Annotated in this window: 26 protein-coding genes and 1 riboswitch; of the genes, 21 read left to right on the forward strand and 5 right to left on the reverse strand. The window is 45.9% G+C overall.

The window, feature by feature from the left end; translation table 11 throughout:
* Positions 1-33: 33 nt before the first annotated feature.
* The 3 genes from EIZ58_RS00875 to EIZ58_RS00885 all read left to right on the forward strand — a co-directional run bounded on the left by EIZ58_RS00875 (position 34) and on the right by EIZ58_RS00885 (position 2,250).
* Positions 34-1,083: a tripartite tricarboxylate transporter substrate binding protein gene (locus EIZ58_RS00875; protein WP_134698640.1), complete on the forward strand. Its 1,050-nt coding sequence runs from the start codon at positions 34-36 to the stop codon at positions 1,081-1,083.
* A gap of 106 nt (positions 1,084-1,189) precedes the next feature.
* Entirely contained in the window at positions 1,190-1,672 is a 483-nt protein-coding gene (locus EIZ58_RS00880) for a hypothetical protein (protein WP_240688906.1), read from the forward strand.
* Between the two features lie 71 nt (positions 1,673-1,743).
* The gene (locus EIZ58_RS00885; RefSeq protein WP_134698641.1) at positions 1,744-2,250 is read left to right on the forward strand and encodes a hypothetical protein; all 507 of its coding nucleotides are present in this window, start codon (positions 1,744-1,746) and stop codon (positions 2,248-2,250) included.
* Between the two features lie 101 nt (positions 2,251-2,351).
* Here the strand turns inward: EIZ58_RS00885 and EIZ58_RS00890 are convergent, their stop codons facing one another.
* Positions 2,352-2,639 (reverse strand): hypothetical protein, encoded by a 288-nt coding sequence (locus tag EIZ58_RS00890; RefSeq protein ID WP_134698642.1) that lies wholly within the window; start codon positions 2,637-2,639, stop codon positions 2,352-2,354.
* 138 nt (positions 2,640-2,777) lie between these two features.
* On the opposite strand from EIZ58_RS00890, the gene EIZ58_RS00895 reads away from it, so the two are divergent.
* Positions 2,778-3,842, forward strand: coding sequence for an NAD(P)H-dependent flavin oxidoreductase (locus EIZ58_RS00895; protein WP_134698643.1), 1,065 nt, complete (start codon positions 2,778-2,780; stop codon positions 3,840-3,842).
* Positions 3,843-3,870: 28 nt separating this feature from the next.
* Here the strand turns inward: EIZ58_RS00895 and EIZ58_RS00900 are convergent, their stop codons facing one another.
* Positions 3,871-4,023: a BH0509 family protein gene (locus EIZ58_RS00900; protein WP_167577417.1), complete on the reverse strand. Its 153-nt coding sequence runs from the start codon at positions 4,021-4,023 to the stop codon at positions 3,871-3,873.
* 297 nt (positions 4,024-4,320) lie between these two features.
* Here EIZ58_RS00900 and EIZ58_RS00905 point away from each other — a divergent pair, with 297 nt between their 5' ends.
* Together EIZ58_RS00905 and EIZ58_RS00910 are read left to right on the forward strand one after the other, a co-directional pair.
* Positions 4,321-5,397, forward strand: a complete 1,077-nt coding sequence (locus EIZ58_RS00905; protein ID WP_134698645.1) for a metal ABC transporter solute-binding protein, Zn/Mn family — start codon at positions 4,321-4,323, stop codon at positions 5,395-5,397.
* 93 nt (positions 5,398-5,490) lie between these two features.
* Positions 5,491-5,910, forward strand: a complete 420-nt coding sequence (locus EIZ58_RS00910) for a hypothetical protein (RefSeq protein WP_134698646.1) — start codon at positions 5,491-5,493, stop codon at positions 5,908-5,910.
* Between the two features lie 36 nt (positions 5,911-5,946).
* Here the strand turns inward: EIZ58_RS00910 and EIZ58_RS00915 are convergent, their stop codons facing one another.
* On the reverse strand, positions 5,947-6,195 hold the full coding sequence (locus EIZ58_RS00915; RefSeq protein WP_134698647.1) for a type B 50S ribosomal protein L31: 249 nt from the start codon (positions 6,193-6,195) through the stop codon (positions 5,947-5,949).
* Positions 6,196-6,259: 64 nt separating this feature from the next.
* Complete coding sequence (locus tag EIZ58_RS00920) at positions 6,260-7,432, reverse strand: FAD/NAD(P)-binding protein (protein WP_167577418.1); 1,173 nt, start codon at positions 7,430-7,432, stop codon at positions 6,260-6,262.
* 172 nt (positions 7,433-7,604) lie between these two features.
* On the opposite strand from EIZ58_RS00920, the gene EIZ58_RS00925 reads away from it, so the two are divergent.
* The 9 genes from EIZ58_RS00925 to EIZ58_RS00955 all read left to right on the forward strand — a co-directional run bounded on the left by EIZ58_RS00925 (position 7,605) and on the right by EIZ58_RS00955 (position 16,690).
* Entirely contained in the window at positions 7,605-8,822 is a 1,218-nt protein-coding gene (locus tag EIZ58_RS00925; RefSeq protein ID WP_134698649.1) for a GTP-binding protein, read from the forward strand.
* A 25-nt stretch (positions 8,823-8,847) separates the two neighbouring features.
* Positions 8,848-8,997 carry a 50S ribosomal protein L33 gene (gene rpmG / locus EIZ58_RS00930; protein WP_134698650.1) on the forward strand — a complete coding sequence of 50 codons (150 nt, stop codon included), beginning with the start codon at positions 8,848-8,850 and terminating at the stop codon, positions 8,995-8,997.
* Positions 8,998-9,209: 212 nt separating this feature from the next.
* Positions 9,210-9,593 carry a (2Fe-2S) ferredoxin domain-containing protein gene (locus tag EIZ58_RS00935; RefSeq protein ID WP_134698651.1) on the forward strand — a complete coding sequence of 128 codons (384 nt, stop codon included), beginning with the start codon at positions 9,210-9,212 and terminating at the stop codon, positions 9,591-9,593.
* A gap of 40 nt (positions 9,594-9,633) precedes the next feature.
* A riboswitch (cobalamin riboswitch) is annotated at positions 9,634-9,831 on the forward strand.
* A 451-nt stretch (positions 9,832-10,282) separates the two neighbouring features.
* Entirely contained in the window at positions 10,283-10,405 is a 123-nt protein-coding gene (locus EIZ58_RS34715) for a hypothetical protein (RefSeq protein WP_255438228.1), read from the forward strand.
* A gap of 117 nt (positions 10,406-10,522) precedes the next feature.
* Positions 10,523-12,211, forward strand: a complete 1,689-nt coding sequence (locus EIZ58_RS00940; RefSeq protein ID WP_134698652.1) for a PucR family transcriptional regulator — start codon at positions 10,523-10,525, stop codon at positions 12,209-12,211.
* Positions 12,212-12,415: 204 nt separating this feature from the next.
* On the forward strand, positions 12,416-13,507 hold the full coding sequence (locus tag EIZ58_RS00945) for a hydantoinase/oxoprolinase family protein (RefSeq protein ID WP_255438106.1): 1,092 nt from the start codon (positions 12,416-12,418) through the stop codon (positions 13,505-13,507).
* Complete coding sequence (locus EIZ58_RS34720; protein ID WP_255438222.1) at positions 13,410-14,453, forward strand: hydantoinase/oxoprolinase family protein; 1,044 nt, start codon at positions 13,410-13,412, stop codon at positions 14,451-14,453. The genes EIZ58_RS00945 and EIZ58_RS34720 overlap by 98 nt, the downstream gene beginning before the upstream one ends.
* 2 nt (positions 14,454-14,455) lie before the next feature.
* Positions 14,456-16,216, forward strand: a complete 1,761-nt coding sequence (locus EIZ58_RS00950) for a hydantoinase B/oxoprolinase family protein (protein WP_134698653.1) — start codon at positions 14,456-14,458, stop codon at positions 16,214-16,216.
* Positions 16,217-16,690 (forward strand): DUF3830 family protein, encoded by a 474-nt coding sequence (locus EIZ58_RS00955; RefSeq protein ID WP_134698654.1) that lies wholly within the window; start codon positions 16,217-16,219, stop codon positions 16,688-16,690. It begins immediately after the preceding gene.
* Between the two features lie 25 nt (positions 16,691-16,715).
* On the opposite strand, the gene EIZ58_RS00960 is transcribed toward EIZ58_RS00955, so the two are convergent.
* Entirely contained in the window at positions 16,716-17,282 is a 567-nt protein-coding gene (locus EIZ58_RS00960; RefSeq protein WP_134698655.1) for a helix-turn-helix domain-containing protein, read from the reverse strand.
* A 231-nt stretch (positions 17,283-17,513) separates the two neighbouring features.
* Here EIZ58_RS00960 and EIZ58_RS00965 point away from each other — a divergent pair, with 231 nt between their 5' ends.
* From EIZ58_RS00965 to EIZ58_RS00990, 6 genes are all read left to right on the forward strand, one after another.
* The gene (locus tag EIZ58_RS00965) at positions 17,514-18,266 is read left to right on the forward strand and encodes an aspartate/glutamate racemase family protein (RefSeq protein WP_134698656.1); all 753 of its coding nucleotides are present in this window, start codon (positions 17,514-17,516) and stop codon (positions 18,264-18,266) included.
* Between the two features lie 36 nt (positions 18,267-18,302).
* On the forward strand, positions 18,303-19,052 hold the full coding sequence (locus EIZ58_RS00970) for an aspartate/glutamate racemase family protein (protein WP_134698657.1): 750 nt from the start codon (positions 18,303-18,305) through the stop codon (positions 19,050-19,052).
* A gap of 143 nt (positions 19,053-19,195) precedes the next feature.
* A complete protein-coding gene (locus EIZ58_RS00975) occupies positions 19,196-20,554 on the forward strand; it encodes an MFS transporter (protein WP_134698658.1) in 1,359 nt (452 codons plus the stop codon).
* 36 nt (positions 20,555-20,590) lie between these two features.
* Positions 20,591-21,133 carry a helix-turn-helix domain-containing protein gene (locus EIZ58_RS00980; RefSeq protein ID WP_134698659.1) on the forward strand — a complete coding sequence of 181 codons (543 nt, stop codon included), beginning with the start codon at positions 20,591-20,593 and terminating at the stop codon, positions 21,131-21,133.
* A gap of 50 nt (positions 21,134-21,183) precedes the next feature.
* A complete protein-coding gene (locus tag EIZ58_RS00985) occupies positions 21,184-23,226 on the forward strand; it encodes a hydantoinase/oxoprolinase family protein (protein ID WP_134698660.1) in 2,043 nt (680 codons plus the stop codon).
* Between the two features lie 4 nt (positions 23,227-23,230).
* Entirely contained in the window at positions 23,231-24,973 is a 1,743-nt protein-coding gene (locus EIZ58_RS00990; protein ID WP_134698661.1) for a hydantoinase B/oxoprolinase family protein, read from the forward strand.
* The last annotated feature ends 12 nt before the right edge of the window (positions 24,974-24,985 follow it).

Here is a 24,985-nt window from a genome sequence, read left to right on the forward strand (position 1 = left end):
AAATACACACATATCACAAGGGGGATTGCACGAATGAAAAAGTTTACGGCTCTTTTACTTACGAGTGTGCTTGCACTAGGCTTAACGGCATGCGGCGCGGGTGGGAATCAAACAGCTCCAACACAAGCTACAAAGGAATCTACTCCAGCCAATAATGAAAAGGCTTCCAATTATCCTGAAAAGCCGATTACGGTAGTAGCTCCCTCTGGTGCAGGCGGTGGCTGGGATAAGACTGCTCGCTCTTTAACTAAGATTTTAGCTGAAACGAAATTAGTGGATAAAACCATGACGGTTGAAAATAAACCAGGTGGCGGCGGTGCCGTTTTCCTTGCAGAATATGTGAATCAAGATAAAAAGAACCCATACAAACTATTTGTAAGTTCTCCGCCCATCCTCATTAATAACAACAAAAAAGAAGGGAACAGTCCTTTTGGTTACCGAGATACCATACCGTTGGCACAGTTAACTCGTGATTACGGCGCGATAGTGGTGAAAGCGGATTCTCCGTTCCAGGACTTGAAATCTGCCCTTGATGCGATTAAAGCCGATCCTACGAAAGTGACTGTAGCTGGGGGCTCTGCACCAGGATCCATGGATCATCTGATTGCTGTTTTGCCAGCTTTTAAATACGGAGTGGATCCAAAGGCAGTAAAGTATGTTTCTTATGATGGAGGCGGGGAGGCTATCGCTGCTCTTCTAGGTGGGAATGCTGACTTTATCGCAACGGATGCGTCGGCTGTTGGGGAGTACCTCAAGGCTGGAAAAATACGAGTCTTGGCAGTGAGTTCTACGGAGCGTTTGGGTGGAGAGCTAAAAGATATCCCAACGTTTAAAGAGGCTGGTGTCGAAGCAGAATTTACGATCTGGCGCGGAGTATTCGGGCCCAAGGAAATGCCGGAAGATGCGCTCAAGTTCTGGGAAGAGAGCTTGAAGGCCCTGTCTGAAAAGGAAGAGTGGAAAAAAGAGCTGGAAGCGAATGGATGGCAAAGTGAATATAAAAACAGCAAAGATTTCCGAGCATTCTTGGATGAACAAGACCAGTTAGTAAAAGAAGTGTTAGCGGCTCTAGATATGGCCAAGTAATTTTTTCCTTGTGTAACACTCGCCTTCCTGAGTCAAAATATTGATGTGTCCTTCAGGAGCGTTCCGCTCTTGAAGCTCATTAAATCCACTTGACGGAGGGATCTACATGGAAAGAGATATGGATCTATACGAAGAAGAATTTGCAGAGGAAATTGTTGAATCCATTGCCAAAGAAGAAATTGCTGAGGAACTGATCCCACTTCGCTCTCAGTTGGATCAAATGCAAACTACCCTTTCTCAGCTTCAATCTACTCCTCAAGTTGGATCCACTTCGGGGTATGGTGGCAATGTCCAAAGCAGTGCTCAAACCAACCAGCTTATGCAGCAGATGAATCAGTTCTCCAATCAGATTCAGCAACAGCAACGCCAGGCGTTCCAGCAGCTTCAACAATCCATTCAACAAGCGGCTCAAACGCTAAATCAAGCGAGTCAAAGTGTTCAGTCCTTCCAGACGATGACTCAAATGCAACAAATGGTTTCCCAATCTCAACAGCAGTTAAGCCAAATGCAACAGCAAGCCCAATCACAGCAACAGTTGAATCAGCTGCAGCAACAACAGCAAAACCAAACGAACCAAAACTTACAATAGCAACCTTGGGGGGATACGTTTTAGCGTACCCCTCTTTTTCACACCAAAACCTTTAGGGAGGAATCCTGGGCATGGTTACCGCAACTATTGTGATTCTCTTGATATTAGCTATTGTATCAGCAGCTGTTTGGTTCAGCGGCATGTTTAATCGTGAGGAAGCTATTGAACCGATGCGCTCAGACATGCAGCGTCTGGGACATGAGCTTCGAACCGAGGCAGCAGAGGAGTTCCATCCGAATTTGGCGAGAGAAGGTTCGGACATGCAGCGCGTAGGACAAGAGCTTCGAACCGAGGCAGCAGAGGAATTCCATCCAAATATGACCAGTGACAATTCTGTCCTGCCAGCCGTGCAGCTCCAACCGAATATCGTAAGAGAGGCTACTATACAAGAGCAGCTTCAACATATCGAGGCTACCGAGAGAGAGATTCAGTCTGACTCTTTCCAAGCTGTCCAACAGCAGCTACAAACGGCTTCGATTCTCTTGGGGCAGATGAATCAAACGGTTCAGACGATTGGTGTCCTTATGGACATGGAGCACACGCTTCAGCAAACACAACAACTGATGAAAAATCAGTAAAAAAAGAAGCCCGAGAGGCTTCTTTTTACATAATCTAGGCTGTCGATCCAAGATGAAGCCTTCGCAGCAAAGACATAAAAAAATTGGGGAAATCTCCCCAATTAAAACTTATCTTTAATCGCAAATACATATCGTAGAAATACGGCTAAACTAGCCAAGTAGTAACCAATAAGAAGGATCCACCCTGTTGGGTCGAGGGGAATAAGATTGACGACAATAAATAGAGGAAAGACGTAATTTAATAGATCGCGCAAATAATCCAATACAAGAGCAGTTGAGAACGAGCTTCTTTTTAATGAACGGAAAACGGAGGCAAGGAAGTCAACACCCATCACCCCAAGAACTCCCCACATAGCGTAAAGCATCCAACCGGCAAGGGCAAATGTCATGAACAAATCACCTTTCCTTATTTAGAATGTAAGCGTAGTACATATTATGTGAGGAAGCTTTCTTAGGTCTTAGGCTGTTGTCTAATTTTTAAAGTGAAAGTAGTATATAGGAAGAATGATAGATGGGGAGTGGGTCTCATGGGTTGGAATCAAACCATTGTAGCAAGTCAATTAAACATTACATACCCGATTATACAAGCAGGGATGGCTGGTGGAGCAACTACACCAGAGCTGGTTGCTGCAGTGTCTAATGCAGGCGGGTTAGGGACACTCGGAGCGGGATATATGAGTCCGGAACAAATAAGGCTGGCTATCCAAAAAGTTAAGGCCTTAACAACGCGACCATTTGCAGTCAACTTATTTATACCAGAAGCTTTTGGCTCTCCACATGCGGAAGAAGTAAACGCAATGAATAGTATTCTGAGAATGTATCGAGATCGCTTAGGGCTTATGGGAGAACCTGATCTTACTCGAGTCACTGAATCTTTTGATGAGCAACTGAAAATCCTACTAGAGGAAGCCGTTCCCGTATTCAGTTTTACTTTTGGGATTCCGTCTGATGAGTGGATTGCCAAACTAAAGGAAAAGAAGATCATCACGATTGGTACAGCTACGAATGTTCGGGAAGGTCTTGAACTAGAGAAAAAAGGCATAGACATGATTGTTGGCCAGGGTTATGAAGCAGGGGGACATCGCGGGACTTTCATAACGGATCCTAAACATTCGTTAATAGGCACGATGTCTCTTATTCCTCAACTAGCAGACCATGTCAGCATACCGGTGATTGCTGCAGGAGGAATTATGGATGGTCGAGGGATTGCAGCCTCACTTATGCTCGGTGCAAAAGGAGTGCAACTGGGAACCGCTTTTCTAACCTGCCATGAGAGTGGAGCTCATCAGGATTATCAAAGGATGATACTGGAGGGGACGGAAGAGCAAACGACCCTGACTACAGCCTTTTCCGGAAAATTAGCGCGAGGTATCAAAAATTTGTTTATGAATGAGATGGAGTCTCACCAACAGGAGATTCTTCCTTATCCGATTCAAAATACAATAACAAGAGACATTAGACTAGCGGCTGCCCAACAAAACCAACCAGAGTATTTGTCGATGTGGGCCGGTCAAGGCATACGTCTTAGCAAAAAGCTGCCTGCCAATGAGCTTATAGAACAATGGGTGCGCCAAACCAGTGAGATAATGTAAAAAGATCTGTAGGCTTACCCTACAGATCTTATGCGTCTCGTTGAAGCTCAAGTTCATAATAAACTTTATCATACATTCCCTGGACATCAACATCTGTCATATAAATAAAATCAGCGGATTCCACGCCATAGAGATTTACAATAAAATCAATCATATTTTTTCGTTCTTGTCTTGTTAACATATAGATACCTCCTCGATTGTTATAATACAGATGATTTATTAACATTATATTGTATAACAAAGAGGAGTTGCATAGATCCGTACCCTTTTTTCTGATAAGGTTCGACAAGAAAATTAGCGGATGTAAACCTGCATACAATCACTAGAAAAACACCGAGGAGGTGTTTTTTTTGTGGTAAAAAATCCAAATTGTTCTTTTTAAAGGTTGACCATATACACTATCTATAGTAGTATTAAGTTCGTAAATCATAAGTTTTACGTTTTATCAATAAGAAGGAGAAAAGGGGGGGTGTCACTAATGAGAAGGACGACATTTATTGGGTTGTTTACACTCTTATTTTCATTAGGGATGTTATTAACTGCATGTGGCAGCGGGGCGCCAGCGACAAAGGAGGAACCGCCAACATCAGCCAATACAGAGCCGACCGAAGAACAACCAATTAAAATTTACACAACACTATATGCTCTGACTGACTTTGCCCAGAAAATTGCTGGTGACAAAGCTGTAGTAGAAAATATCGTTCCACCTGGTGTAGAGCCGCATGATTTCGAACCAACAGCGAAGGACATGATTAAGCTTAACGAAGGCCAGCTGTTTATTTATAATGGGGCCGGCTTCGAGGGCTGGATTGAAAAAGCTTTAGGAGCTTTGCAAAGCCAGACGTTGGTTGTTCTTGATGCGAGCAAGGATATTGAGTTATTAGCAGCAGACGAGCATGGACATGATGAACACGCTCATGAGGATGAACATGCTCATGATGAACATGCCAAGAAGGACGATCATGGACATGACCATGATGCGGCTAAGGAAGAAGAGCATGCACACGATGAACACGAGCACGGGGAGTTTGATCCTCATATTTGGTTAGATCCGATAAAAGCGAAACAGCAAGCTGCACTTATTAAAGAAGCTTTAATTCAGATTGACCCGGCTAATCAAGCGCATTATGAAGGGAACTTCGAATCATTAAGTCAACAATTTGATAATCTAGACGCAGCCTTTAAAGATTTGGTTTCACATATCCATCATAAGGAAATCGTAGTTTCTCATGCGGCCTTCGGTTATATTACCAACGCTTACGGTCTTGTCCAAATTCCGATTTCAGGCTTAAGTCCATCGAATGAGCCATCTCCAAAACAACTTCAGCAGATCATCTCAATGGCTAAAGAGCATGAAATAGAATTTATTCTTTTTGATACCTTGGTGTCTAGTAAAGTAGCCGAAGTGGTGAAAAGAGAGGTTGGCGCAGAAGCCTTGACTCTTAATACGCTAGAGAATTTAACACAAGAAGAGCTAAGCCAAGGCAAAGACTATTTCAGTGTAATGTATGATAATATTGAAACCTTAAAGAAAGCATTGGAATATCACAAATAGTAGGCAATAGACTAGTCTTGAAAGAGGCTAGTTTTTTCTATTAGTGAAGCTAAATCTTAATAATTACGGTTAATGCGAGGTGAAATCAATCGTATGGAAATGAGTAAAACCGCGTTTATCAAAGAGATGGAAAAGCTCTATGAGCAAGTCCAAGAACTGGGGATAACGGCCCATCAGCTTGCTTCTCATATCCACAGCAACGTTTCTCTACCCAAGGAAGAAGGTTGGATTGCCTTAGAAGAATTAATCAGGCAAACAGGGCTTATTAAGATCAGAAAAACGCCGCAATGCTATGGGTATGAAGTGACGGCAGAGGCTAGGGAAGGTGCGCTATTTCACATCTTGTTTGAAGAGTCTAAGAATCCGAAGCTCAAGGTCACCATGTATGATGAGGAAGGTCTTCCATGGGGCTATGAAGAAAAGTGGTTTCGAAACCCGAGAGAGGTTGGAAACTGGCTTCGACGTACGATTACCGATTTTTTAACTTCGTATCAAGACAGCGATTCTAAATGAAAAGAGCCGCCCAAATGGACAGCTCTTTTTTCGTACCTATTGCTTCTTTTTGTACTTTTCCATGAACTTGCTGATTCTCCCGCCGGTATCCACGGTTTTTTGCTTGCCTGTGTAGAACGGGTGAGAAGCGGAGCTGATCTCCACTTTAAGTAAAGGATAGGTTTTTCCATCCTCCCATTCAATCGTTTCGTTTGAATGTTTAGTTGAAGCGCTCAAAAACTTGTAATCAGATGTAACATCCCAAAAAACAACGGGCTGGTATTTTGGATGAATTCCTTGTTTCATATGCTCATCTCCTTGGCTATTGATCTTTCAATTATATCATAATCATTACGATTTAACAAATGTATTAGGTTACTTGCAAGATACGATCGGCCCCTCGTCGAGCCCCAGCAATATTTCGGGAAACGGGTCCAATTTCAAGCTCGGCTAATGCTCCAATCACGAACAAATTCGGTGCCCATGCTAGGGAGTTTGCAGAAACAATAGGATATCCGCAGTCAGCACAATGCATGCCGTAATCCCGGAGCGTCGGTTCTAGCCACTCGATCCCAGGAGGCTTAGCATGAAAACCGGTAGCAAGTAAAACACTTCCTGCATTCATTTGTTTTCTGCTTTCAAGCTCGAAAAATATGGTAGACGGTTCAGTTTGAACATCCGTAATCTGATCTGTATGGATGACTAGATTTTCAAGCTTTTGCTCTCTTAATAGAGCGAGATGAAGTTCTATTGGCATGGAACCTCGGTGGCGAGCCGATTGGATGACTTTTCTTCTCTCACTATAATCCTTAATAATTCGATAGGAGTTCATATTTTTAGGTCCTAGCCAACCAGGATCAGAGTCAAATTGATGAACGCGAAGGTGATGCCTTGTAATCAGAGTGACCTGCCCGGGGTACATGCGGCACAGACGCAAGCTCGTATGAGCGGCACTAATCCCTCCCCCCACGACGACAACCGGTGGGGTTAGGCTATCGAAGTCCGGTGGTTGATGGCTGAAAACATGGTCAATCTTTCCGCCTGCTTGCTGTACCGCCTTGGCCCAATCGGGCCACAAGGGGTGTTCACTTAAGCCCATGGCTAAGACAACATTCTTGCTCTCGATTTCCCTTCCATTCTCTAGGGACACACACCAGGAATCTTTTTTACGGCCGATTCCCACTGCTTTACCTTGGATCCAAGCCGAGGGGATCTCTGTTTCCTCCAATACTACTCTGGAGTGCTCGTTAAAAAGTTCTAGAGAAGGTCGGTCGTAAGGAGGGGTAAAGGATGCAGCAAACTTGCTCCGTTCCTTTTTAGCGAACTTCTCGAGAGCAAAGGGTTCAACATCCAAGTGATGAATCGAGGGCGAGCGGAGGTAGGGCATCTGAATGGTCGCCGTATTTTGTATCCATTTATGTAGTGGTTTTTCGTAAGGATCTAGGATCCCAAGTTGTTGGATGCTCGTTTTCTTCTGACGCAAGAGGTAAGTGGCTAGGGTGCAGCCTTGAATGCCTCCACCAATAATTAACCAATGTAACAATTCCTTCACTCCTTTGTTCAATTCGCAATCATTATGATTATAGAACTAAATATACTCATATTAACTTTATTTATTCGGAAACATTACGATTGACCAGATACTAACAATATAGTATCATAATCTAAGAGATAAATCGACATGTTTTCGATTTGTAGGTAGAAGGAGGCAAGGGATGAACGTAGATCGAAGAATACCCGTTACCGTTTTAAGTGGCTACCTTGGAGCGGGGAAAACAACGCTGCTCAACCATGTTTTAAATAATCGACTGGGGCTGAAGGTTGCGGTGATAGTCAACGACTTGAGCGAAGTCAACATAGATGCTGAATTAATAAAAGCAGGAAATGGGCTTTCTCGTACAGATGAGAAGTTAGTTGAAATGTCCAACGGTTGTATCTGCTGTACGTTACGTGAAGATCTGCTTAAGGAAGTGGAACGTTTAGTAGGGGAAGGACGATTTGATTATATTTTGATTGAATCGACGGGGATCGGAGAGCCCATCCCGGTAGCACAAACCTTCACCTATATGGATGAGGAAAATGGAGTGGATCTCTCTGCCATCACAAGGCTCGATACGATGGTCACCGTGGTGGATGCTTATCGTTTTTGGCACGACTTCTCAAGCGGTGAAAGCTTGCTTGACCGTGAACAGGCCGTAGGCGAGGATGATTCGCGCGAAGTGGTGGATCTGCTTATTGATCAGATCGAATTCTGCGATGTTCTGGTCTTGAATAAATGTGACATGGTAGATGAAGCGGATCTTGAAAAACTTGAGTCTGTTCTTCGCAAGCTCCAGCCCCGGGCAAGATTTATCCGATCCGTTCAAGGGAAGGTTGATCCCTGCGAAATCTTAAATACCGGTTTGTTTGATTTCGATGAAGCGAGTCAATCTGCTGGATGGCTTCACGAGCTAGAAAAAGAAGAGCATACACCCGAGACAGAGGAATATGGGATTTCGTCTTTTGTATATCGCAGAAGAATTCCCTTCCATCCCGAGCGCTTGTCTCAATGGTTAGAGGATTGGCCCGTTGAGGTGGTAAGAGCCAAGGGGATTTTGTGGGTAGCCACACGCAATGATTTAGGTTTAACCATCAGTCAAGCAGGGCCTTCCATTCAAATAGGAGAAATGGGCTACTGGGTTGCTGCTCTTCCCGAAGAAGATCAGAAATTGATGCTGGATGAAGAACCAGAGTGGGCCTGTACCTGGGATCCCGTATGGGGCGATCGCATCAACGAGGTCGTATTCATCGGGATCGATCTAAACCAGGAAGAAATCATAGCATCCCTTGATGCGTGTTTACTAACCGAGAAAGAGATGAACATGGATTGGACTTCCTTCCCTGATCCACTGCCAACAGCTGTAGAAGAGGTTAGGGAAGAAGTTACAATATAAAATTTAACACAGAGGAGTGTTTTTTATGAGAGTAACGGTCACATTGGCCTGCACAGAGTGCGGCGATCGCAATTATACTACTACAAAGAATAAAAGGAAGCATCCAGATCGTTTGGAGCTGCGTAAATTCTGCCCAAGATTAAACAAGTATACGATTCATAAAGAAACACGTTAATGAAAGAGGAAGGGTTCTCGTGGGAGAGCCCTTTTTTGTTGAGTGTTCGGCAATATGTTGGTTCTTTGGCAAAAACCAGTCGATGTTTAGTAGCCTAAGGCCCTTCCCTAATATGTAACCACATATTGACGAAAGGGGTAATAACTTCTAATATTAAGGAATAGATTATATTAAAAATCGGAATCATTACTATTGGTTAAGGGGGGATAAGCTTGACTACGTGGAACTTAACAGGTATGCGCCACCATGTCTTGATTTGCAATGGGGGGAGTTGCATGAGAAATGGCGGGGAAGAAGTGACCCAGGCTGTTCGAGAAGAAGTGAAAAGGCTTGGCTTAGACCCGCTAATTCACACGACACGAACGCGCTGTAACGGGAGATGCAAAGAGGCTTGCGCCCTCATTGTATACCCTGAAGGAGTCTGGTATAAGGCAGTGACGCCAGAGGTTGCTACCCAAATTGTTCAACAACACTTGAGAGACGGGGAAATCGTTCAATCCCATCTTATGTATACCTATGGGGAACATGGTTTAGTCCCGACTCTCACTTCGGTAGGTGGGGTTGAAAAAGAGCCTCAAGCAAAAGGACTTGTCTAAAATACCAATTCCTACTATAATGAGCTCCATCAAGTACAATTTCATACCGACATTTTATGGTGTTCTCGTCTATTGTACGAGAACTTAATAGGGAAGTCCGGTGAGAAACCGGCGCGGTCCCGCCACTGTAAGGAAGAGCTTTTTCGCGAACGACAGACCCACTGTTCAGGATGAATGGGAAGGGGGCGAATAGGCAATGATTCCAAGCCAGGAGACCTGCCATAGAATAAAGCGCACAGAATAACTCACGCGGATGAGGAGGTGTTGCAAACAAGCTGCATGACTCAGGGGCATTCCTGTTTATTTATATTTTGTTGCAATGACTAAGCATCTTCTATTCGGAGGTGCTTTTTTATTTGAAAATTGACATGCTTTCCAAACCCTAGTAAAATAATTAAAACGTAGTAATTCTTATTTTCATTAAAAAACAAGGCGGCCTGCCAACAAGCGTAGAGATCATTTGAAATAACATAACGTTGGACTATACCTTTTTTTCATTTAATTCCTATTTAAAATGCGCCTAATCCCAGGTGATATTTTCTTGTCTTTAAATTCCGCTAAATGACGTTTTCGGCACATAAGGTTTGTAGGATACGAGGCCTAAACGCGCGCTGATTTCCGTAACGCTAATTCGGGTTCAGCTAAAGAGAACTGCCGCATAATTTGGATTGCCCCGGACGCGCCCAAGGATGATCGAAGACGGCTGCTTGGATGGGATGGATGTGATCTATGGCGCGGATTTCTGGGCTGCGGAGCCGCTCGGCATCGTGGGAGTAGGGGAAGGGGCCATGATGATATTTATCGGTAGTTAATACCACTGATTAAAACGTTTACAAAAGGGAAAGGAAAATTTAAACTGATGTATAAACGCGAATCTATAAGTCTCTTAGAAGTCGGAGACCTTCGCTTTCACTAGAGGAGGTGTTGTCATGGGGATCACGGTAAGTGATATGCTTCAGCTTGAGCCACTGAAAAGCTTAAGGTTATTAGCTGGTCATAACGGGTTGGACAGGATCATCGAGCAGGTCAGTGTATTAGAAATACCGAGGGATTTTGATCAGTTTTTTATCGGAGGCGAGTTCGTCCTGACCACGTTTCACAGCTTGAGTAATGATATCGATGGCCAAATTGAAGCGATAAGGAAATTCTCGGAGTTCGGTGTGGCCGCTTTGGGGATTCACCCCATGGCTTCCGGTTTGAGGGGCCAGGATGAATTGATGAAAGCGGCAGATAAGTGCGGTCTTCCCCTCCTTTTGTTGCCGCCATCTATGACGTATGCCACCGTTTTTTCTACGGTATTGGGTACGATCTTGAACCGGCAATCCCAAATTTTAAAAAAATCGGAAGACATCAATCGGGAATTGACGCGTGTTATCCTGCATGGAGGGAATGTAGGGGCTATCGCTACAACCCTCTCTGGTTTGATCAAACAGCCTGTAATCATCACTAACGACTTGTTTGAAATCCATGCGGAAGGATCAAGTTCACCCGAAGACTCGTCCTTCTTGCAAAAATGCTTGCAAACACAAGGTTTTCATGAGCCCATCGATCTCCGAAAGACGGGATATTCGGTTAACAAGACAGAGCTGGGGATCGAATGCTATTCCACTTGGCTCGAAGTTGAAGGGATAAAGGTGAAACAGGTGGCTGTCCCCGCAGGTGCGGCAAATGAACCGTTCGGATACATTTTCATCTGGGAAATAGGGGACTCGCTGCAAGAGCTTGATCTGATTGCGATATCGCACGCATCGACTGCACTATCACTGGAAATCGCCAAGCAGCGAGCGGTCGCCGAAGCGGAAAGCCGCCTTCGGAGCGATTTCTTGACAGAGGTGCTGGAAGGGAAATTTACCCGCGAAGAGGACTTATATAGCAGAGGGACATCGGTAGGCCTCAATCTTATGAAAAAACACATGCTTTTGATTGCCCGGCTGGAACGGGAAGAAGCCGCTGAAAGCTCGACTCCCATGGACATCATCCGGCTGGAAAAACGGATTCGATCCATGATTCGGCCAGTAGTTGAAAAACATGGTCCAAAATCCGAAGTTATGCTCAAAGGGGACAGTATCTTTGTCTTCAACCATTTCGGCCGGTCTTTAGAACGCCACGAGGCTAGGCAAAAGACCCGAAATCTTGCTTTGTTCCTCAAAGAAACCCTGGAATCGGAACTGGCATCGGTAACGATCTCTGTAGGAATCGGTGATTATTACCCCTCTCCCCTCCACCTGGGACTCAGCTACAGAGACGCTTTGCAGGCCATTGATGTAGGCCGGAGAATGTTTGGCCCTGGCAGCATTACGGCGATTCAGGATCTTGGGGTTTACGGCATATTGGGAGAGTTGCCTCAGACTTTGTTGGGAGAGTTTACATCGGGTCTCCTTGAGCTGCTTTATCAATACGATGCAAAGAATCAAACCGATCTGGTCAAAACAGTAGAGACTTACCTCGATGAGAAAGAAAGCTTCACCGATGTAGCAAAACGGCTTTTTGTCCATCCGAATACGGTGAAGTACAGAATAGAAAAGGTTCGGGAAGTTCTAGGCTTTGATCCATTCAAGCAGCCCGAACAAAGATTGAACCTCCATCTGGCTTTAAAAGCGCGCAGGCTATTGCCTTAAATCCCAAACAACCCTTTCTTTGTCTTCAACCGACAAAGAGAGGGTTGTTTTTTTGGCACTTATCTAAATTTACAATTTTCAAATAAAATCATATAATTTTTACAAATAAATTAAAGTAATACTTCAATTATTAGGGCAATTAATTTAATCGACACTTTAAATTTATCGTAACGAAATTTCTAGACAAGAAAGAAGGGATATTGAATGAAACGATACCGATTAGGTATAGATATTGGAGGAACGTTTACCGATCTTGTTCTCTTTGATAAACAAGAAGGCACGTATAAAACAGGAAAAGTTCTTACGACGCTCGATAACCAAGCGAAAGGGGTTATGGAGGGGATTGAAAAATTGGCTGGGGACTTGAGTGACATTGAATACTTTGTTCATGGTACCACTGCAGGACTAAATGCCTTTTTGGAACGCAAAGGAGCTCATGTTGCCCTTCTGGTAACCGAAGGGTTCCGGGATGTTTATGAAATTGGGAGAGCGAACCGCGCCGATATCTACAGCATTCAATACAGGAAGCCGGAACCGCTGGTAAAACGCCGGGATATTTTCGAAGTGCCGGAAAGAGTACTTGTAGATGGTACGGTAGAAAAATCGATAGACGAGAAAGCATTGGAAACGATTATCGAAAAAATTGTTGAAAGGGGTTACGACTCGGTTTCTGTATGTCTTTTGCACGCTTACAACAATCCGAAACATGAATGGATGATCAAAGAAGCTTTCCAAAGAAAAGGAATTCAAATTCCTGTCTCTTTATCGCATGAAATTGCCCGGGAGTGGAGGGAGTATGAGAGAACCAGCACGACCGTCATTAACTCGTACGTTGCCCCCATTGTTAGAAACTATTTGACGAAGCTTGAGCTGGAAACCAAGGAGCGGGGATTGGAAAATCAGGTTTACATTATGCAATCCAACGGCGGGGTGATGACTTCGGAAATTGCCAAAGAACTGCCTATTCAGACTTTGATGTCCGGTCCTGTCGGCGGGGCTATAGGAGGAATTAACCTCGGCGAATTGACCGATTACCGCAATCTGATTTGTGTAGATATGGGAGGGACAAGCTTTGATGTCAGCCTCATCATTGATGGAAAACCGGATGTAACGGCCGAAACACAAATGGAAGGATTCCCCATTCTCTCCTATGGTGAATATACATACCATCGGTGCTGGGGGAGGGTCGATTGCTTGGATAGAAAACGGAGGCTTGCGCGTCGGACCGCTAAGTGCAGGGTCCAATCCGGGTCCGGCTTGTTATGGAAGAGGCGGGAAGCAGCCTACCGTAACTGATGCCAATCTGGTATTGGGGAGAATTGATGAATACGGGTTCTTAGGCGGTGAAATGCAACTGGATAAAGAAGCCGCTTATCAAGCTGTCAAAACGGTTGCAAACCAATTAGGACTAAGTGTCATGGAAACAGCGGAAGGGATTTGTTCCATTGCCAATGCCAAGATGGCTGATGCTATTCGAACATTAACGGTCAAAAAAGGGATCGATCCTCGAGACTTTGTCCTGGTAGCCTTTGGCGGTGCCGGTCCGATGCATGCTGTATTCATCGCCGACTTGCTGGGAATTAAGAAAGTTCTCATTCCTACAGAGGCCGGAACGTTCTCGGCTTGGGGAATGCTGCAGACCGATATTCGATATGATGCCGTCCGGAATTTTGTGCATATCCTTTCTTCTATTGATCGAAAAACGACGGAAGCCATTTTCTGCGAAATGGAGAATGAGGCTTCTGCCATGCTTGCTCAGCAGAAGATCGAGGAAAAAAATCGAGCCTTCTATCGTTCGGCGGATATGCGCTATGTAGGTCAAGAATATACGGTTAATGTGCCTTATATTCTGGACCCTTCGAAAGATGGGGAAGAAAACCAACGGAACCTTATCAACTTATTCCACGAGATGCATCTCAGGATCTATGGGCATAACAACCCGAAAGGAACGGTTGAAGTTGTTAACCTAAGAGTTGCGGGTTATGGGGAATTGGAGAAGCTTCAGATTAAAAGAAGTGAAGAAACGGCCGGGGAACAGCTACTCAAGCGGATCGTCAAGCAAACGGTTTGGAATGGGGACGTGATTGAGACGCCGGTTTTCACCACGAAAAACTTGAGATTCGGCCATACCCAGTCAGGACCGACGATCATTGAAGACCCAAGCTCAACCACGGTAGTTCCGCCAGGATATTATGTGGAAATGGATGCCTATCGGAACATTCAAATCAAGAGGGAGGCGTAAAAATGGAAGCGACAACCATTCCGCAATTTCTAGAAAACCCGGTCACAACGGAAATCATTCGAAATGCATTCATCTCGGCGGCTGAAGAAATGAACGCGAGGCTCGCGAGAAGTGCGTATTCCCCCATTATCTATGAAATGAAAGACTGCAGTGTTTGCCTTTTCAATAAAGATGCGGAACTGCTGGGTCAGTCCGCCGGCCTTCCCATCTTCATGGGAAACCTGGACGGGTGCATCAAATATACGACGGAATTGATCGGCGGAAGAGAAAATTATCGCGAAGGCGACCTTTATATCATGAATGATTCCTACATTACGGGGACACATCTGAATGACATTACCGTATTTTCCCCTATTTTTTATAAGGATCAGCTGGTCGGGTTTACTGCCAATCGCGCCCACTGGCTGGACATTGGGGCAAAAGATCCGGGGTATCCGATGGATGCCACGGAAATTTACCAAGAAGGGGTAAGAATTCCTCCGACCAAAATCTACGATGCGGGAAAAGCTCGGCAAGATGTCATTGATCTTATTGTGGGGAATAGCCGTTTGCGGGACGCAGCGATGGGCGACTTAAATGCACAAATCGCCGCATGCCGCACCGGGGAGCAGCGTTATCAGGAGATTATGGAACGGTTTGGAATGGAGACCGTTGAGCGATCGATTGCAGATATATTTACGCAATCCGAATTAATGGATAAGGAAATTATTTCGTCTATTCCAGATGGGATATATGAAGCACAAGGGTGTTTAGATAATGATGGAGTCACGGATGAGCCAGTACCGGTAAAAGTCAAGGTTGTCATCCAAGGGGATGCCATCACGATAGATCTGACCGGATCCAGCCCTCAACGTCCTGGACAAACCAATTGCGGTTTTTCCCAAACCATTTCAGCATGCCGGGTAGCCTTCAAAAATCTGATCAGCCCGCATTCTCCGGTTACAGGAGGAAACTTCAGAACCATGCATGTGGTGACTCCGGAGAGGACGATCTTCCATGCCCAGCAGCCTGCCGCATGCGGATGGTATTTTACGCCGCTTGGCATATTGATTGACTTAATTATCAAGGCCCTTTCGCCTGTTCTGAAAGACCGATGCGCTGCAGCTCATTATGGGGATTCGATGGTTATTACTTTTGCCGGGACAGATCCCGTAACTCAGTCACCTTTCCTAAGCGTAGAGGCAACAGCGGGCGGATGGGGTGCGTTTGCTGCGGGGGACGGGGAATCAGGCTTGATTAATAATGTGAATGGCGATTTTAAGAACCTGCCTATTGAAGTTATCGAATCCAAGTATCCATTGAAAGTTCTTCATTATGGATTTAGGCAGGATACAGGCGGTCCAGGCGCTAATCGCGGAGGACTCGGCATTTCTAAAGGATACCAGGTATTGGCCGATCTCGCTTCTCTTTCCCTCTGGTTTGATCGCTCCAAAACGACGGCCTGGGGACTTTTCGGAGGGAAAAGTGCAGTCGCTCCCGAGGTTGTGATCAAGAGCTCGGAAACAGAAGAAAAATGGTTGAAAGTCAATGCAAAATCTCTCAAGTTAAACAGCCGGGTCATCGCCAATTCGGGAGGCGGAGGTGGGTTCGGCCATCCGTTCGATCGTGATCCGCAAAAAGTCCGTGATGATGTCATCGATGAATATATTTCCCAAGAGGCTGCTTTGTTGCAATATGGAGTCGTTTTCAAGTCCGGAACAGCAGAGGTGGATGAAGAACAGACGCGGAATTATAGAGAACAGAATAGGGTGGCCCGCGAATAAATGAACAAAGAAAACAAACAAGTCATGATTCATTTTGAAAGAGGGGGCAGCTTTAAAGCTGCCCTCAACGTCCAAGCAGCCCCGGATTTGTGCCGATCGGTATGGGATGTCCTGCCGATTGAGAGTGTCGCCACGCATTCCAGATGGTCGGGGAGAGAAGTAAACTTCCAATTTCAGTCTCGCAGTCTCCCGAAGGATGAAAACCAAACAATATACACAAGCATTGGGGAGCTGGTCTATTGGCGGGGATGCTACAAAGTCAGTGACGATCAGCCTGCGGAAGTGCTGGCCATCTATTATGGACCGGAAGAATCGCGGAGTTTTCGAGGACCGGAAAAAGTGAGTGTCATTGGGCAAATCGATTATGGGCAGCTGAAGGAATTAGCGGCGGTTGGAGAGCGAATTTGGTTACATGGGACGGAAAAAATCCGGGTTGAAAAGCGGGAAGAGCAGAATAGGCAAATGGATGCGTGAGGGTGACTTCTGAGTCACCCTTAATTTATGGGCGAGAGCCGCCTAAATGCAAGGGAGGGGAATTCACCCATAGGACTTGTACAGGTTCTTGAGTTCTATTGATCCAGTTATGGGGAATGGAAGAATTGATATGGATGCTGTCTCCTGCATTAAGATCGTGTTCTTCATTTTCCAATAGAATCGTCAATGTGCCTTGCAGAACATATCCAAATTCTTGGCCTTCATGACCGTAGGGCGTTGCCTTTTTTTCTCCTGGAAGCAACGTGGCAATCATCGGTTCAAAAATGGGATCCTCCATGTCTCCGACTAAAGATGTGTATATGAAATTAGAATTTTCGAATTTAAATTGCTTACGGTCTTCTTTCCTGAGGATGCTGGCCTTTGGTATATGATTTTGAGGGAAGAAATCATGGATGGAAACCCCTAGGGCCTGGGCAATTTTATTCAGAGACGTAAGGGTAACGGAGGACATGGAACGCTCCACTTGGGATAGGAAGCTGATCGAGAGGTCTGTTTTTTCCGCAACCTGTTTTAACGTCATCTTGTTTTTCTTGCGCAATTCTTTCAATCGTTCTCCTACATTTAATGACATAATATCACCTGAATTTTTGTAATGCTCTAAGTATACTAGGATTTCTTATGGGTGGAAAGGGTAGGAAGCTACGATTGTCGCAAACAAACAAAGATATGTGTATAATTTTGTCGCTTGGGAATATTCAGATTGTTTATAGGTTATGAAATAATTACATTAAATCGGAATTATTTTTTCAGCACCAAAATTATTGAAGTAATATCAAAAAAATTCGTAAAAGGGGGAATAAATTTGGGAAAAAAGCTTTTATGGATCAATCCTTTTAAAACCGATTTGTTTGATGAAACGTTCAGAAATGAATTGGCGAAAATCAAACAGCCCGATACTGTCGTGGATGTTGTTTCCTTGCCGCCTGCTCTGGGACCGACTCATCTGGAGTACAGTAGCTATGAAGTGATGATTATGCCGGATATGCTCAAGGCGGTGAAAAGGGCAGAAGAAGAAGGATACGATGCGGCCATTATAGGTTGCTTTTATGATCCGATGTTAAGGGCTGCCCGTGAGATATCGAAGAAGATGGTGGTAACGGCACCGGCGGAGGCATGTTTGCACATTGCCACAACGCTTGGAGAAAGCCTATCTATTATTGTCGGGCGCCGGAAGTGGATTCCGGAGATGAAAGAAAATGTCCATAAATATGGGTTTGCGGATAAATTGGCCTCATTCAAGCACATTGAAATGGGCGTCCATGATTTTCAGAAGGATCATGACGAAACCTTGAAGCGAATGAAATTTGCCGCAAGAGAAGCCGTGGAAAAGGATGGAGCGAATGTCATCGTTCTAGGGTGTACCGTGGAGTTCGGCTTCTACCACTCGCTTCAGGAGGAACTTGGGGTACCTGTGATCGATGCCAGCATAGCCCCTGTAAAATATGCCGAATTCCTGGTAGAGATTAACAAGAAATTCGGATGGGGACACAGCAAGTTAGATGGGTATCAGTCACCGCCTGAAGAAGAAGTGAATCATTGGAAGTTGTTTGGATAGGGTATATCAAAGCAAATACGAAATGAGGGAACCCCATTGGAAAAAAAGATCTTATGGATCAATCCTGTAACCACGGATATGTTTGACGCGGCTTTCAAGAGCGAATTTGAAAAGGTCAAACAGCCAGACACGGTCGTCGATGTCGTCTCTTTGGCTCCCGCACCAGGTCCTCTTCATCTGGAGTACAACAGCTATGAGGTCATGATCATGCCGGAAATCCTCAAGCTGGTGAAGAAGGCGGAAGAAGAGGAATATGATGCAGCGGTAATCGGTTGCTTTTACGACCCGATATTAAGGGCCGCTCGTGAGGTTTCGAAGAAAATGGTGGTAGCCGCCCCGGCAGAGGCAAGCTTGCACATTGCGGCAACCCTTGGCGAGAACATTTCCATTATCGTCGGGCGCCGGAAGTGGATTCCGGAGATGAAGGAAAATGTTCACAAGTACGGATTCGGGGATAAGCTAGCGTCGTTTAAGTCCTTGAACATGGGAGTCCATGATTTCCAGAAAGACCATCAGGAGACAGCAAGGCGAATCCAACAGGCGGCAAGGGAAGCCGTGGAGCAAGATGGCGCGAATGTCGTGATATTGGGCTGCACCATGGAATTTGGCTTTTACCGCAAAGTTCAGGAAGAACTAGGGGTTCCGGTGATTGATGCAAGTTTAGCTCCGCTTAAATACGCGGAATTCTTAGTGGAAATCAACCAAAGATTCGGATGGGGACACAGCAAGCTGGATGGATATCAATCCCCGCCGGATGAAGAATTGAACGCTTGGAAGATTTTCTAGAAGCCAATGTTTTCGAATTCCTTCTATGCAATGGCTAGGCTGACCAACAATATCCATGTTGTTTCTGCCCCAAGGCTCGGCGCCAGCCAAGTTTTATATAAAGAATTTCTAGCCATATAAGTGAACGAAAAAGGGGGATTATCATGAGTTTACAAACTAATCTGCAATCAGTAGAAGAGAATTCGAAATCATCTAAAAGAACTGTACAGGTGGGCGCTCTTTTCGAAAATATGCCCGTTACCGGCCAACATTGGAAAGCGGGGTTGGTGCTGTTTTTCACCTTCGTCATCGAAGCCTGGGAAATGATGATTATTATTCTCGCGAGTGCCTCTATTGGTGCGGAATTTAACCTGGATGGAGGTCGAATCGGCTCCCTGATTGGTTCTATATTCCTGGGGATGATCCCCGGATGTCTCATTTTTGGGAAACTGGTTGATAAAATCGGGCGCAAGCCATCGATGATGATTAGTTTAGCCTTGTATGGAGTTGTATGTCTTATCAGTGCCTTTTCCACAAGCTACGAGATGCTTTGGTGGACAAGATTCCTTTCGGGAGCTGTCCTCGGTGGGGTATTGGTAGCAACGTTCCCTTACTTTGAAGAGTTGCTTCCGGTGAAAGTCCGCGGGAAGGCAACGGTATATCTGGCTTCCGGCTGGCCGGTTGGTTTCTTGATCGCTATCGGTGTTACTTATCTGTTTATGGATCTTGGATGGCGCTGGATTATTGGGGTCAGCTCCCTTGCCGGTCTATGGTTCCTGGCTATAGCTGCCTTCGTTCCGGAATCTCCCTATTGGCTGGCTAGCAGAGGCCGTCAGGCGGAAGCGAAAGAGGTAGTTCTCAAGCTTTCCGAAGGGAAGATGAGTACCGTGATCGATAAGGTTGATCTTGTCGTGGATGATGTGAAAGAAGGCTCTTTCTTGGAAATCTTCAGAGCCAAATTCCTGCGTCCGACAGTATTGCAGATCATTATCAACTTCTGCTTTTCCTGGGGATATTGGGCCCTTTCATCCTGGATGCCGACCCTATTGGCCAAAAAGGGCTTAAACGCACCGGAGGGATTAGGATTCATGGCTCTATCGTGCTTGTTCATGTTCCCCGGTTATATGGCCTCTTCTTATTTGACAGGCAAGTTTGGCCGCAAGAAGGTCATGACGACATTCGTATTCTTTGCAGCGGTTGGAGGCTTTGGCTTTGCTTCTTCCGATACGATGGCTCAAATGTATTTTTGGAATTTTGTTCTTTCGTTCTTCAGTTTAGGAGCATGGGGAGTATGGAATACCTGGATGGCTGAGCTCTATCCAACCGAGATCCGCGGGGTGAGCTATTCCGTTGGCGTTACCGGCCAGCGTGTGGCTAATGCGATTGCACCGACTATCATCGGAGCGATGCTCGCAGCCAATACCAGCTTTTTGGCAACGGTTTCCTTTATCTCGGCATTCTTGGTCATCACGTTTATTGCCTGTCTTTTCCTGAAGGAAACGGAAGGCGCAATTCTTCATTAATCACAGAAAAACAAACAGACGATAGGTGGAGTAGGAATGGATGAAATCTACAAGAAAATCAAAGACCTGAGGAAGCAGCATGATATGACGCTGAAAGATTTAAGCGAAAAGACAGGGTTATCCATCAGTTTCCTTTCTCAGGTCGAAAGGGGATCGACCTCCCTCGCCATTACATCTCTCAAGAAAATTGCGGACGCTTTTGAGGTTCCGATTACCGATTTCTTCGAGAATGAGGGAAACCAGAATTTTCATGTCAGAGCAGATAGCCAAAAACCGTTTCGGATTGAAGGATCTCCCGCAGAATACACTCGCTTGGGAGGAAACTTCAACGGAAGGGCGCTTGAGCCGATCATTGTAACCCTGGGACCTGATGTGGTTCAAGACAATGTGTTCAGTCATCCTGGCGAGGAATTCTATTATGTGATGGAGGGTGCGGTCATCTTTCATGTAGATGGAAAAGAATATCTGGTGAAAGCTGGAGATTCGATCCATTTCCCTTCCCATTTGTCGCATTTTTGGTCTAATCCGCTCCATCAAACCTGCAAGATCCTTTGCGTGTTAACACCGGTTATTTTTTAAATCTGACCGGGTTTCATATCTATTCTCTCACATCAAGAAAGGTGGTTATTATGCGCGTAGCAACTGATATCGGAGGAACTTTTACTGACCTTGTCTATTTGAATGAAAACGGGCGCATCGGCACCGCAAAAAGCGATACGACTCCCCCTAATTTTGAGCAAGGAGTTTTGGATGTTATTCAAAAAAGCGGAATTTCTCCGCAAGAGATCTCCACGTTCATTCATGGAACTACGGTGATCATCAATGCGTTAACGGAACATAAAGGGGTTAAAACCGGATTGATCACAACCAAGGGCTTCCGCGATGTGCTGGAAATTGCCCGCGGAAACCGCCCCGATTTGTTTAATGTCCGTTATGAAAAACCGGCCCCATTCGTTCCCCGCTATCTTCGCCATGAAGTTAGCGAGAGGCTGAATTATAAAGGAGAAGTCATCGATGAGCTTGTACTGGAAGAAGTAAAGGCTGCGGTCGAACAATTGCGCAGCGAAGGCGTAGGAGCGATTGCGGTTTCCTTCCTGCATGCTTATGCGAATCCTTCTCATGAAAAGTTGGCTGTGGAAGCCATCAAAGAAGTTTGGCCGGAAGTGGCTGTCACCGCTTCCCATGAGGTAACCAAGGAATGGCGCGAGTACGAGCGTACGAGTACCGCCGTCCTAAACTCCTATGTCAAACCGATTGCTGCATCTTATATCAATAAATTGGACAAGCATCTCGGGGAAATCGGAGTGGACGGAAACAAGTACATCATGCAATCAAACTCTGGAACCACGACGTTTGAGCAATCCAAAGAAACTCCTATCAATATGGTAGAGTCCGGTCCGGTAGCCGGCATTTTCGGCTCCGCCATTTTGGGCAAAATCCTTGGGGAAGAAAATATCATCGCCTTTGATATTGGCGGAACGACGGCAAAGTGTTCCCTGATCGATAAAGGAGAGGTAAAGGTCACGACGGAGTATAAGATAGAGAAAGATGACCGCAACGCCGGATATCCGATTAAGGTTCCTGTGGTTGATATCGTGGAGATTGGAAATGGCGGGGGTTCTATTGCCTGGATCGATGATGCCGGTTCGTTGAAGGTCGGACCGCAATCTGCAGGTGCGCTGCCGGGTCCAGTAGCTTACGGCCGCGGCGGGGAAAATCCGACGACCACAGATGCCAATCTTGTTGCTGGCCGCTTATCGCCTAAAAATTTTCAAAATACAGTCAATATGGATGCGGTCAAGCAAGCGATTCATGATAAGGTGGCCAGCCATTTCGACATCTCTGTAGAAGAAGCAGCGCTGGGGATTATTCGCATCGCGAACTCCAACATGCTGAATGCTTTAAAATTGATTTCCGTTCGAAAAGGCTACGATCCCCGAGAATTCTCCTTGGTAGCCTTTGGTGGCGGCGGCCCGATGCATGCACTAGCCTTAGCCAAGGAATTGGGCGTGAAAAAAGTCATCATCCCGATTGCTTCCTCTGTGTTCTCTGCATGGGGCATGCTGATGACCGACCTTCGCCATGACTATATTCAAACTTACATTCGCCGCGTGAATGGATTGAACTTGGATGAGTTCAATAAGGAATGGAATCAGCTAGAAGATGGAGCTACAAGTCAATTCGCCCAAGAGGGGATTGAACGAGACCAGGTCGTATTTGGCCGCTATGCCGATATTCGATATGTCGGGCAAGAGCATGCAGTAAAAGTGCCTGTGCCTAACGGCTCTATGGATGCTGAGGCTATCGAGGAAATCGTCCGACGTTTCCATGACCTTCATGAGCAGCACTATACGTTTAAATTGGAAGGAGCTGCTACAGAAATTGTGAACTTTCATTTAACGGCATTCGGTCGGGTTCAAAAGCCCGAGATCGGCCGTTTGGAAAAGGTAGGGGACAATGCGGAGCAGGCGATAAAAGAAATTCGTCCTGTCTTGTTTGAAGAACAGGGGTGGATTGATACCAAAGTTTATGACAGAGAGATTTTGAATGCGGGCAGCTTGATTCAAGGGCCTGCCATTGTCGAAGAGCAATCTTCTTCTACCGTAGTGTATCCAGGGCAAAGTCTGGTGGTAGACGAGTATGGTAATTTAATCATCAACACGGGGGTGTAATGACATGATTGATACGAAAGTGAAACGCGACCAATTTACACTCGAAATTGTCAAAGATTCGTTGATTGCGATAGGGGAAGAGATGTTCCATACGCTCGCCCGCACATCGATGAGCCCAATTATCTATGAAGTTCTTGATTTTGCCAGCGGTTTGACGGATGCGAAGGGTCAGCTGCTCACGCAAGGAAACGGGGTTACCGGATTTATTGGAATGTTGACCTTTATGGTAAAGGAAACCTTGCGGAAATTCGGCAAAGAAGGAGACCTGAAGCCGGGAGATATTATTATCATCAACGATCCGTACGGCGGCGGAGGCTCCCACTTATCCGACGTCGGACTGGTGATGCCGATCTTCCATGATGGCAAACTGGTGGCATTTTCCGCCAATAAGGCTCACTGGACCGAGGTAGGCGGGAAAGATCCGGGGTCCTGGACGACGGATTCCACGGAGATTTTCCAGGAAGGACTTCAATTCCCGTGCGTCAAGCTCTACGATGAAGGCAAATTGAACCAGCCCTTGGTTGATATCATTGCGGCCAATGTCCGCTTCCCGGATCTGTCGCTGGGAGATATGTGGGCTCAAGTAGCCGCCCTCCGTACCGGAGAAAAGCGCGTGCGTGAGATCTGCGACAAGTACAGCCAGGCTGTCGTGCTAGATTCAATTGACCACCTGTTAAACCATGGTCAGCAATTAGCGCTGAAAGAAATCTCCAAATTACCGAAGGGTGTATTTGAAGCGCAGGATTTTATTGATGATGACGGGATTGGAAACGGTCCGTTCAACGTACAGGTGAAAATTACCATAACGGACGATGAGTTTATCTGCGATTTCCGCGGAAGCCATCCGCAAGTTTTAGGTCCTGTCAATTGTTCTTACACGGCGTTAGTATCCGCGGTTCGGACGATTTTCTTAGCGGTGACGAATCCGTCTCAAGACGTAAACGATGGGGTATTCCGTCCATTGCAAGTCATCGCCGATGATCGTTCCATCTTCTCGGCAGAGCGTCCGGCAGCCGTATCTACCTATTGGGAGACGATGCTATACGGGGCTGACCTGGTCTGGAAGGCACTGGCTCCAGTCGTTCCTCACCGCCTGAATGCCGGGCACTTACTATCCGTTTGCGGTGTGGTTCTCTCCGGACTTCACCAGGATACCAACGAGCCATTCTTGATCGTTGAGCCGTCCGTTGGCGGATGGGGTGCTGGCGAAGGGTTGGACGGAGCCGCAGGACAATTCTGCATCGGGGACGGAGAAACCTACAACGTGCCGGTTGAAGTAGCTGAAACCCGCTACGGTGTATTGATCGACGAATACAGCTTCCGTGCAGACGGTGCCGGCGCTGGTGAAAACCGCGGGGGTTCCGGATGCATCCGCTCTTACCGGGCTATGACCGATGGGCAAACCATCACGGCAACTTTCGGACGTCACAAGTATCTGCCATGGGGCTTTAACGGCGGTCTTGAAGGTTCCCGCAACGAATTTGAAATTGTGAAAGCGAACGGAGAAGTGGCCGGGCCATTCGGCAAATATGCCCGTTTCCCGCTCAGTAAGGGAGATGTGGTGCGTTTGATTACCGCAACGGGCGGCGGATATGGCAACCCTTACAACCGTCCGGTGGAAAAAGTAGCTTTGGATGCGAAGAACGGCTACATTTCTGTGGAACAAGCCAAAGAAATCTATGGGGTCATTTTGAACACAAACACATTTGAGGTGGAAGGCGTAACTCTGGAACGTCAAGCTTCATAAAAGGGGAGGAAT

The sequence above is a fragment of the Ammoniphilus sp. YIM 78166 genome (assembly GCF_004522215.1).
In the GTDB taxonomy this organism is placed as follows: domain Bacteria; phylum Bacillota; class Bacilli; order Aneurinibacillales; family RAOX-1; genus YIM-78166.

What these genes read in the sequence shown, in the direction of transcription:
- EIZ58_RS00900 (WP_167577417.1), bottom strand. Translation starts at nt 4,023, where the DNA reads ATGTTAACAAGACAAGAACGAAAAAATATGATTGATTTTATTGTAAAT.
- EIZ58_RS00890 (WP_134698642.1), bottom strand. Translation starts at nt 2,639, where the DNA reads ATGACATTTGCCCTTGCCGGTTGGATGCTTTACGCTATGTGGGGAGTT.
- EIZ58_RS00975 (WP_134698658.1), top strand. Translation starts at nt 19,196, where the DNA reads ATGAGTTTACAAACTAATCTGCAATCAGTAGAAGAGAATTCGAAATCA.
- EIZ58_RS00985 (WP_134698660.1), top strand. Translation starts at nt 21,184, where the DNA reads ATGCGCGTAGCAACTGATATCGGAGGAACTTTTACTGACCTTGTCTAT.
- EIZ58_RS00875 (WP_134698640.1), top strand. Translation starts at nt 34, where the DNA reads ATGAAAAAGTTTACGGCTCTTTTACTTACGAGTGTGCTTGCACTAGGC.
- rpmG (WP_134698650.1), top strand. Translation starts at nt 8,848, where the DNA reads ATGAGAGTAACGGTCACATTGGCCTGCACAGAGTGCGGCGATCGCAAT.
- EIZ58_RS00955 (WP_134698654.1), top strand. Translation starts at nt 16,217, where the DNA reads ATGAACAAAGAAAACAAACAAGTCATGATTCATTTTGAAAGAGGGGGC.
- EIZ58_RS00905 (WP_134698645.1), top strand. Translation starts at nt 4,321, where the DNA reads ATGAGAAGGACGACATTTATTGGGTTGTTTACACTCTTATTTTCATTA.
- EIZ58_RS34715 (WP_255438228.1), top strand. Translation starts at nt 10,283, where the DNA reads ATGATCGAAGACGGCTGCTTGGATGGGATGGATGTGATCTATGGCGCG.
- EIZ58_RS00945 (WP_255438106.1), top strand. Translation starts at nt 12,416, where the DNA reads ATGAAACGATACCGATTAGGTATAGATATTGGAGGAACGTTTACCGAT.
- EIZ58_RS00990 (WP_134698661.1), top strand. Translation starts at nt 23,231, where the DNA reads ATGATTGATACGAAAGTGAAACGCGACCAATTTACACTCGAAATTGTC.
- EIZ58_RS00910 (WP_134698646.1), top strand. Translation starts at nt 5,491, where the DNA reads ATGGAAATGAGTAAAACCGCGTTTATCAAAGAGATGGAAAAGCTCTAT.
- EIZ58_RS00880 (WP_240688906.1), top strand. Translation starts at nt 1,190, where the DNA reads ATGGAAAGAGATATGGATCTATACGAAGAAGAATTTGCAGAGGAAATT.
- EIZ58_RS00915 (WP_134698647.1), bottom strand. Translation starts at nt 6,195, where the DNA reads ATGAAACAAGGAATTCATCCAAAATACCAGCCCGTTGTTTTTTGGGAT.
- EIZ58_RS00950 (WP_134698653.1), top strand. Translation starts at nt 14,456, where the DNA reads ATGGAAGCGACAACCATTCCGCAATTTCTAGAAAACCCGGTCACAACG.
- EIZ58_RS00885 (WP_134698641.1), top strand. Translation starts at nt 1,744, where the DNA reads ATGGTTACCGCAACTATTGTGATTCTCTTGATATTAGCTATTGTATCA.
- EIZ58_RS00980 (WP_134698659.1), top strand. Translation starts at nt 20,591, where the DNA reads ATGGATGAAATCTACAAGAAAATCAAAGACCTGAGGAAGCAGCATGAT.
- EIZ58_RS00960 (WP_134698655.1), bottom strand. Translation starts at nt 17,282, where the DNA reads ATGTCATTAAATGTAGGAGAACGATTGAAAGAATTGCGCAAGAAAAAC.
- EIZ58_RS00925 (WP_134698649.1), top strand. Translation starts at nt 7,605, where the DNA reads ATGAACGTAGATCGAAGAATACCCGTTACCGTTTTAAGTGGCTACCTT.
- EIZ58_RS00895 (WP_134698643.1), top strand. Translation starts at nt 2,778, where the DNA reads ATGGGTTGGAATCAAACCATTGTAGCAAGTCAATTAAACATTACATAC.
- EIZ58_RS00940 (WP_134698652.1), top strand. Translation starts at nt 10,523, where the DNA reads ATGGGGATCACGGTAAGTGATATGCTTCAGCTTGAGCCACTGAAAAGC.